5 protein-coding genes are annotated in these 8,959 nt (G+C 28.1%); all 5 read left to right on the forward strand.

The window, feature by feature from the left end:
• Positions 1–13: 13 nt before the first annotated feature.
• The 5 genes from JM47_RS00820 (at position 14) to JM47_RS00840 (ending at position 8,788) form a co-directional block, all read left to right on the forward strand.
• Positions 14–910 (forward strand): segregation and condensation protein A, encoded by an 897-nt coding sequence (locus JM47_RS00820; RefSeq protein WP_208895123.1) that lies wholly within the window; start codon positions 14–16, stop codon positions 908–910.
• A complete protein-coding gene (locus tag JM47_RS00825; protein ID WP_208895124.1) occupies positions 903–2,099 on the forward strand; it encodes an SMC-Scp complex subunit ScpB, long form in 1,197 nt (398 codons plus the stop codon). Before JM47_RS00820 ends, JM47_RS00825 begins: the two co-directional genes overlap by 8 nt.
• Positions 2,100–2,190: 91 nt before the next feature.
• Positions 2,191–3,672, forward strand: a complete 1,482-nt coding sequence (gene tig / locus JM47_RS00830; protein ID WP_208895125.1) for a trigger factor — start codon at positions 2,191–2,193, stop codon at positions 3,670–3,672.
• Positions 3,673–3,947: 275 nt separating this feature from the next.
• Positions 3,948–6,392 (forward strand): endopeptidase La, encoded by a 2,445-nt coding sequence (lon, locus tag JM47_RS00835; protein ID WP_208895126.1) that lies wholly within the window; start codon positions 3,948–3,950, stop codon positions 6,390–6,392.
• A 203-nt stretch (positions 6,393–6,595) separates the two neighbouring features.
• Positions 6,596–8,788 (forward strand): MAG6410 family transglutaminase-related lipoprotein, encoded by a 2,193-nt coding sequence (locus JM47_RS00840; protein ID WP_208895127.1) that lies wholly within the window; start codon positions 6,596–6,598, stop codon positions 8,786–8,788.
• The last annotated feature ends 171 nt before the right edge of the window (positions 8,789–8,959 follow it).

Here is an 8,959-nt window from a genome sequence, read left to right on the forward strand (position 1 = left end):
TAGGTTATAAAGTATGCAAGAAATTAAAAAAAGCATTTTTGAATATAAAACAATTGATTATAATGGTCCACTTGATACCTTATGTGTGTTAATTAAACAAAAACGAATGGACATTAATAATCTAGATATTGTCACCTTAGCTGATCAATATGTTGCATACATTAATGAATCAATTTTAAATACAGATCTTGATATATTAGCTGACCACTTAGCAATGGCTAGTTATTTAGTTGAACTTAAAACCCGATATCTTTTACCAAACCAAGATCCTGTTGATTTTAAAACAATTGAAGAAGATCGAAAAAACTTAATTGATCGATTGATTCAATATAATAGTTATAAAAAAGTAGCTGAACACTTATCTCAAAGGTTTGATTTTAGATCAACTATGTACGATCTCCCTCAACAAGACTATGAACCCTTTTATAGTGATCAATTTGTTTATAAACCACTTCCTAATAGTTTAAATCCAAACATCTTAAAAGAACTAATGGATAAAATTATTTTTGAATATGAACAAAGACAACAACAGATCATAAATGAAAAAGAAGTTGTTGAATATGATGTTAATTTAATAAGAAGTAGTTTAATTTATTATTTAAAGAAACAACCAGATTACACTAGTTCAATTATTAAATATTTTTTAGACCAACCATCAGTTAACAGAAATAGACGCTTTTTAGCAATTACTTTTTTAATTATTCTTGTTTTAATTAATTATGGTAATCTAACATATCAAGCACTTGAGAATGATTATTTAATTACTTATAATGAAGTTATTAATAATGATCAAAACACATCTAATGAAATTGATATAGAAGATAATGATTTAATTAAACAAGTTCAAGAAAGTACTGCTCTTTTAAGTGAAGCTGTTAATAAAAAATTAAGAGGTGATAGTGATGAATAATAATGATAAATTTAAAAATAAAAAAACTTCATTAGATGAAGATTTATCTAAATACACACTACATGCAAAAAATAAAATTGATGAAGATGATGATAATCAACAACTAGGGTTAAATAATGATGTTTATAATCATTTTGATGATTTCAATGATGAAACTGATAAAGAGTTATATTCATTATCTAAAACAAATAGAAACAAAAAAAGTAAAATTGTTATTAAAAACCAAACAGATGAAAGTTTAGATGATTCAACAGTTTTAGCTAATCAAGCTGTTGATAATAATTCAGTTAAAGTAAACTCAGGTGAAGAATTTTTAAAACTATTAAATTCAAAAGTAGCTAGAGATAAAGCGAATTTAGCAGCAAATAATACAGCTGAGCAACAAAAGCTTGAACAAGTTCAAAAAACAATTGAACAAACAGCTAAAAATTATGATAAAAATACTATTCGTAACAAACTAAAACCTACTAAAAACTTTGATCAACAAAAACAAGAGTTTGCATTAAACTATGATCAACAAGAAGATGATCTACAAAGTGAAGAAGTAACAATCACATTTAAAAATTCATACAAACAATCATCTTCTAAACCAAAAAGTAATCCTGTTAGTTTTAAAAATAGTTTTGAAATTAAACAGCTTAATCCTGATGAATTAATTAACTTAAAATCAGTAATTGAATCAACACTTTATTTAGCTGGTGAAACTGGTGCTTCAATGCACGATTTAAAAAGAACAACTCAACTTGAATCAAATCAAATCAAACTAATTCTTAACGAGTTACAAAAAGATTACGATCAACAAGAATCAGGGGTATTATTGGTTCAATTTGGTGAGAAGTTTAAAATTATTACACAATCAAAAAACAAAGAAGCTCTTGGTCGGTTTGTAACATCAACTCAAAAAAGTCCACTTAATCAAAGACTACTTGAAACTCTTACAATTATTGCTTACAACCAACCAACAACTCGTGGATTTATTGAATCAATTCGTGATAAAGATCCTAAACCTGCAATCGATTCTTTAATCAAATTAGGTTTAATTGTTGAAGCAGGACATGCTAAAACACCTGGTCATCCAATTTTATATGTTGTAACACAAAAGTTTTATGATATGTTTGGAATTAGAACAGTTGCAGACTTACCTAAATTAAATAAAGAAATCAAAGATTTCAATCCTTTAGAAGAATAAATCTAGCTTAATACAAATATTAATTAATCTAGTTTTACTTTAATGATAAAATATAAATTATGTGCGAAGAATAAGCATTTGGTGATAATAAATGAAATTAATAGAAAAGAATCAACTACTATCTAAAATTATTTTTCTTGTTCAAGCAACAGAGCAGGAATGAAAAGAAGCAAGTGATAAAGCGTTTGATAATGTTGCTAAAAAAGTTGCTCAAAAACTAAAATTACCTGGGTTTAGAAAAGGTAAAGTACCACTTACTGAAGCTAAGAAATATGTTGATAATATTGAAGTTTATAAAAGTGCTGTTAAATTAATTGCTCCAGATGTAATTAAATTTGTTGAACAAACTTCAGAATTCAAAGATGATGATTCAGAAACAATTGATGTTCCATCATTCGCTTTAGAAAATATTGATGATCCGCAAAACCCAATTTTTAGCGTTAGTTATGATATCTACCCAAGTGTGACAATTTCTAAATATGATGATTTAGTTTTATATTTACCTAACTTAGCTGTATCTGAAACTGAAATTGAAAATGAAATTACTCATGCTCAAAAACGATTGTCAAAAACTGTAGAAAAAGCTGAAGATGCAGTTATTGAAAAAGGGGATATTGCAACTTTTAGTTTCTTTGGTAAGATCGATAATGAACCATTTGAAGGTGGAGCTGCTGAAAGTTTTGATCTTGAAATTGGTTCAAACCAATTTATTCCTGGTTTTGAAGAACAAATGCTTGGACTTAAAAAAGGTGAAGAAAAATCATTAGATTTAGTATTCCCTAAAGACTACCATGTTGAATCATTAGCAAACAAGCCTGTTGTTTTTGATGTTAAGATCAGTAAGATCTCTACTGTTGTTGTTCCTGCTCTTGATGATGATTTTGCTAAACAACTTAATTTAAAGGATGTTGAAACTTATAATCAACTTAAAGCAAGAATTAGCGATTTAATTCTAAAAGCTAAAAAAGAAAACTACAATGAAATGGCTACACAACAAATTACAAGTGCATTACTTAGCCGTTCAACAATTACAGAAATTCCACAAACATTACTTGATCGAGAATTCACAACACTTGAACAACAAATCAAAATCCGTTTAAATGAAATGGGCGTAGATTTAAAGAAATATCTAGAAATCACAAACAAATCTGAAGAAGAATTCCGTACTGGTTTATATGAACAAGCTAAAGATACAATTAAATTAGCTTTAGTAATTAGTAAGATTGCTGATGAACAAAACATCGAAGTTTCTGATGAAGAAGCTAAAGAAAAAACTTTAGAAATGGCTCAATACTACGCAGGTGATCAAGAATTAACTAATAAGTACTTAGCTGAAAACTTAGAATTAGTAAAAGAATTCACTACTCACCGAAAAGTAATGGACTTTATTATTGAATTAAATAAAAACAACAAACCAGCTGAAGAAGAAATTGAAGCTAAAGAAGAAAAAGCAGCTAAACCAGCTAAAAAAGCCGCTGCTAAACCAAAAACAACTAAAGCTACTGAAAAATCAGAAAAATCAGAAACTAAAACAACTTCTAAACCAAAACCAAAACCAAAAGCAAAAAAATAATAGGTTAGTAAATATTAAGCTTTAAATATCAAACACCATTAAGTGCTTGATATTTTTTTTATCCAAGTTTCTATTTTAAATATTAGTAAAATTAAACATATCATAATTAGTTATCAATTAATACATAAAACAGTGATTACAATTAGCACTCTTTTATGCTATTTGCTAATTATTTATGTTATAATTTATGCTATATCCATAATAATCTACTCAGATTATAAAGGACAATGAGTTATTTATTATATAATAACTAATCATAATAAGGGAGGTCGTATATGAGCGAACTAAAACCAATTTTAATAACACGTGGAATTACAGTTTTACCATATGAAGAAGTTGAAGTAGATGTTGGTCGTCCTAAGTCTATTGAAGCAATTAAATTGGTAATGAAATCAACTGATCGTCAATTAATTATGATTACACAACGTAATTATGATCAAGATGAAGTCCATTTATTCCGTGATGTTTATGATGTCGGTACACTTGTTGAAATTGTTTCAATGATTGGTGATGATGAAGATGGTTATAAGATTGTTGTTAGAGGAATCAAACCAGTTGGAATTTTAGCTGATAGTCATAAAATTAGTGAGATTGAATATGAATATTATGATCTAATTGGTAATGAAACTTTATCATCTAAAGATTTAACTTTATTAGATCGTATTAATTCAGAAATTTTTGACATCGTTAATAACCGTGCTTATTCAAAAGACATCGTTATCCCTAATTTAATTGATCTCCTTCGTTTTGAAAAAGATCAATTCCCTTATTTAGTAGCTGCAAAGTATATTGTTGCAATTCGTCAAACTAAGGACGATATGATCAACTTTGAAGAAAAATCAGCTAAATATCGTTATGAAATCATTAATCAATCAAGTAGAGTTAATGCTGCAAAAGTTATTCGTTCTAAGTTATTTGATTTATTAGCTGATAAAGAAGCGATTAAGCGTAAAGTTGATGATGATATTAATGCTTTAATGAACGAAGCAATGCAAAAACAACAACGTGAATTCTTTTTACGTGAAAAACTAAAAACAGTTCGTGAACAACTTGGTGAACTTAGCTCTCGTGAAGATGAAGCTGATAAGATGCGTAAAAAACTAGAGAACAAGAAAATGCCAGCAGAAGTTAAAGAAAAAGCCTTAACTGAAATTTCACGTTTTGAATCAGCAATGTCAAGTAATGAATCTTCTGTAATCAAAGCTTATTTAGACTGAATCCTAGATTTACCTTGATCTGAAGAATCAACTGATAATACTGATTTAGAAAAAGTTAAAAAAGTATTGGATTCAAACCACTACGGTATTGAAAAAGTAAAAGAGAGAATTCTTGAATACATTAGTTTAAGAGTTCGTAACAACAACATTAAAGCCCCAATTATTTGTTTAGTTGGACCTCCAGGGGTTGGTAAAACTTCACTTGTATCATCAATTGCTGAAGCTTTAGATAAACCATTTGTAAAAGTAAGTTTAGGCGGGGTAAAAGACGAATCAGAAATTCGTGGACACCGTAAAACTTATGTTGGAGCAATGCCAGGACGAATCATTAAAGGAATGAAAAAAGCTGGGGTTGTTAACCCATTATTCTTATTAGATGAAATTGATAAGATGGGATCTGATCATAAAGGTGATCCAGCTTCAGCTATGCTTGAAGTTTTAGATCCAGAACAAAACAAACGATTCTCAGATCACTTCATTGAAGAAGAATATGATTTAAGTAAAGTAATGTTTGTTGCAACAGCAAACTACTACCAACAAATTCCATATGCTTTAATTGATCGTTTAGAGATTATTGAACTATCAAGTTATACAGCAATCGAAAAACGAGAAATCGCTAAAACACACTTAATTCCAAGACGATTAGCTGATGTTAAATTAGATGCAAATATGTTAGTGTTTAGTGATGAAGTAATTGACTTTATTATTAATCACTATACAAAAGAAGCTGGAGTACGTGAACTAGATCGTCAAATTAGTCATGTTGTTCGTAAATACATTGTTGAACAATTATTTCACAACAAGGATAAATTTAAACCAATCGTTTTAACAGTTGAAAAACTTAAAGAATATCTAGGTAAAATCAAATTCGATTACACTCATAAAGATGAAATTGCAATTCCTGGAATTGTTAATGGAATGGCATATACATCAGCTGGGGGCGATTTATTACCAATTGAAGTTAACTACTCTTCTAATGGTAAGGGGGGTAATGTTGTAATTACTGGTAACCTTGAAAAAACAATGAACGAATCAGTTAATGTTGCTTTAGGTTTTGTTAGAGCAAATGCTGATAAATATGGTATTGATAAAGATTTAATTAACTTTAAAGATATTGATATCCATGTTCACGTTCCACAAGGTGGAATTCCTAAAGATGGACCATCAGCAGGGATTGCTATTACAACAGCAATTATTAGTGCATTAACAAACCGACCAGTTGACACTAAAATCTCTATGACTGGAGAAATCATGTTACGTGGTTTAGTTGGTATTATTGGTGGAGTAAAAGAAAAGATTATTTCAGCTTATCGGGGTGGGGTTCGAGAAATCTTCTTACCTTATGAAGATGAACGTTATCTTGAAGATGTACCACAATACATTTTAGATGATATTAAGATTCATTTAGTTCGTCACTATGATGAAGTTTATGAAGCAATCTTTAACAAAAACAAATCTAATTCAAACCTTAACAAAAAAGTAGCTAAACAAGCCGCTTGTTAAGATTTATAAAATAATTAAATAGCTTATCTTATTCACAAATAGGATTAGCTATTTTTTGTTTTTGTATTATAAATAAACAACTAAAGTTAATTAAATAACAAGTGGTACTATTTTTGATTAGTTTTATATTTATTGTGCTATATTGTAATATCTTAGAACTTTTCTAATTATTTATTGTTCTAATTACTAAAGGAGAATTGATTATGAAAACTAAAAAGAAAATCATTATCTCTACTTTATTATGTAGTGCTGTTTTAGTACCAATTATTGGTTTGATAGCAAGTTGTAAGAATGAACAACAACAAAGTGTTAATCAAAATCAAGTTCTTGTTAACAAAGAAGATAATAAAACTAAATCAAATGATAAGAAAACTAATTCTAAATTAGATGATCAATCTAAACTAAAAGCACAATCATTAGTTGATAAATCTACTTTATCTAAGCAAAAGAACAATTCTGTTGTAGATTCTCAACCAAAACAAAATAGTTTAGAAGCTAATAAGGTTGGTGAAGGTTTTGATCCAACAAAAACAAATGCCCCTTTAGTACCTACTACACTTAGTGAACAAGAAGTAAAAACAAGAATTTTAAGTACTAAGCATCTAGCAGTTAATTATTATTCACATCCTGATTTTAAACTTGAAAGTAATTATGTAACTGTTTTAGGTGGAAATGATGATTCTAAAAAACAACCAGCTAAATTACAATTATTAACAAGTGATGATAAAGTTGTTGATGGGGTACGTTGATTTATAAGAGTTAGATATCCAGATGATCAAGTTTTTAGTAGTGAAACAAAAATAGAAAACGGAATCATTGATCTTAAAAAAGATGGGACAGTTTATGGACTATCTTATGAAGGTAATGATAAAGTAGCTGATGTTTGAGCTGAATATCAAGGATATTTATATAAAGCACAAGTAAGAGTTTATTCAAATAGTGAAACTATTAATGAACTAGAAATGATACAAACAAGAGAAGCCGCTAAAGAGATTACTAAAGATTGACATCATTTATCTGATTTTCAAAAAGCTCTTAAAGCTTATGAGTGAATGACTAAGAATGTTAAATATGTTGTTCGTGGTGATTTAGTTAGTGATCAAACACCATATTCATCACTTGTTGAAAAAGCTTGTGTATGTTCAGGATATGCTAAGGGTTATAAGATGTTGCTTGATGAATTGAATGTTCCTTCTCGTTTATTAGTTGGACCAGTATTTAAAGAGTATCACATTTGAAATCTAGTTGAAATCCAAGGTAAATGATATCATGTTGACCCTACTTGAGGGGCAAAGAATGCAACAAAAAGAGCAAACAAAGAACAAGAAACAATTTATAATTACTTCTTATTACTTGATGAAGACTTTGCAATGGGTCGTCAATTTAACAACCCATTTACTAAAGAACAAATGGGGACAAAATATCGAGGAGCTAAAATGAAGAATTTTGCTATCGATGAGACTGATATTAAAAGAGTGGTCCACAAAACCTTTGCTAAAAAAGGTGAAAATGATAAATGAGTTTCAATTCTAACTCCTTGACAATTTAATAATAGTCAATATCTTGAAAAGATTATTAAACAAGAAACAGGCACTAATATCAAACCAAACGAAGGTAGATTTTCAATAAGAAAAAATAACTTCAGAGATTATCGATTCATCCTTGAAAAACCATTAAATAAAACTAACTTCAAACAAGAAAACTTATCTATTAGTACAACAGCTAATAGTTTTAGTGATTATATTATTAAAATCAAAGCTAATAAAGAGATTAAATTAGGTTTAGAAAACATTGAAGTTGAAAATGCTTTTGTTGATAAGTTTGAAGAAACAATTGATGGTTATTTAGTTTATCTAACTAATTTTGATAAACCAAACGGATTAAACAATATTAAGATCGATATCTTTAAAATTGGATATGATTTTAGTTTAGATAAATCAGAATTAACATTTAATGTATTACAACAAGATAAACCAAAAGCTGAATTTAAAGCTACATCTAATTCATCTGCTATTTTATTTAATGTCAATTCATCAATGCAATATCGAACAATTATTGGTGATTGAGTAGATATTACTTCTAATCAAGTTGAATTTAATAACATAGGAACTCTTGATATTTTAGTTCGTAAAAAAGCTGATGCTAAACATATGGTTTCTAATATTCAATATATTGATGTATCTAAAGCAAGAGATATTTATAATGATGTTAAATATGTTAATAATCAATTGATTGGTGTAGATAGTAGTATGGAATATAAATTAGTTAATAGTTCTGAATGAAAAGATATAACATCAAATAGATTAGTTGGTTTAAAACCAGGAACTTATGAAGTTAGAATTAAACCAAATGGTACACAATTAGCTTCAGATCCAACCCAAATAGTTGTTAGTTAATTTAGTTTTTATTAACACTTCTAAAAATTAACAATATTGGAACACTAAGGCACAAAGTGCCTTTTTTTTTTTTTTTTTTTGGACGAAAATAAAAATTATAGAATTCGTTCATATTTCAAATAAATCCAAGCTTTGATAAAAGGAATTTTAGACATAATTTACTATCAAAGG

Source organism: Ureaplasma diversum, assembly GCF_000941095.1.
Taxonomy (GTDB): domain Bacteria; phylum Bacillota_I; class Bacilli_A; order Mycoplasmatales; family Mycoplasmoidaceae; genus Ureaplasma; species Ureaplasma diversum.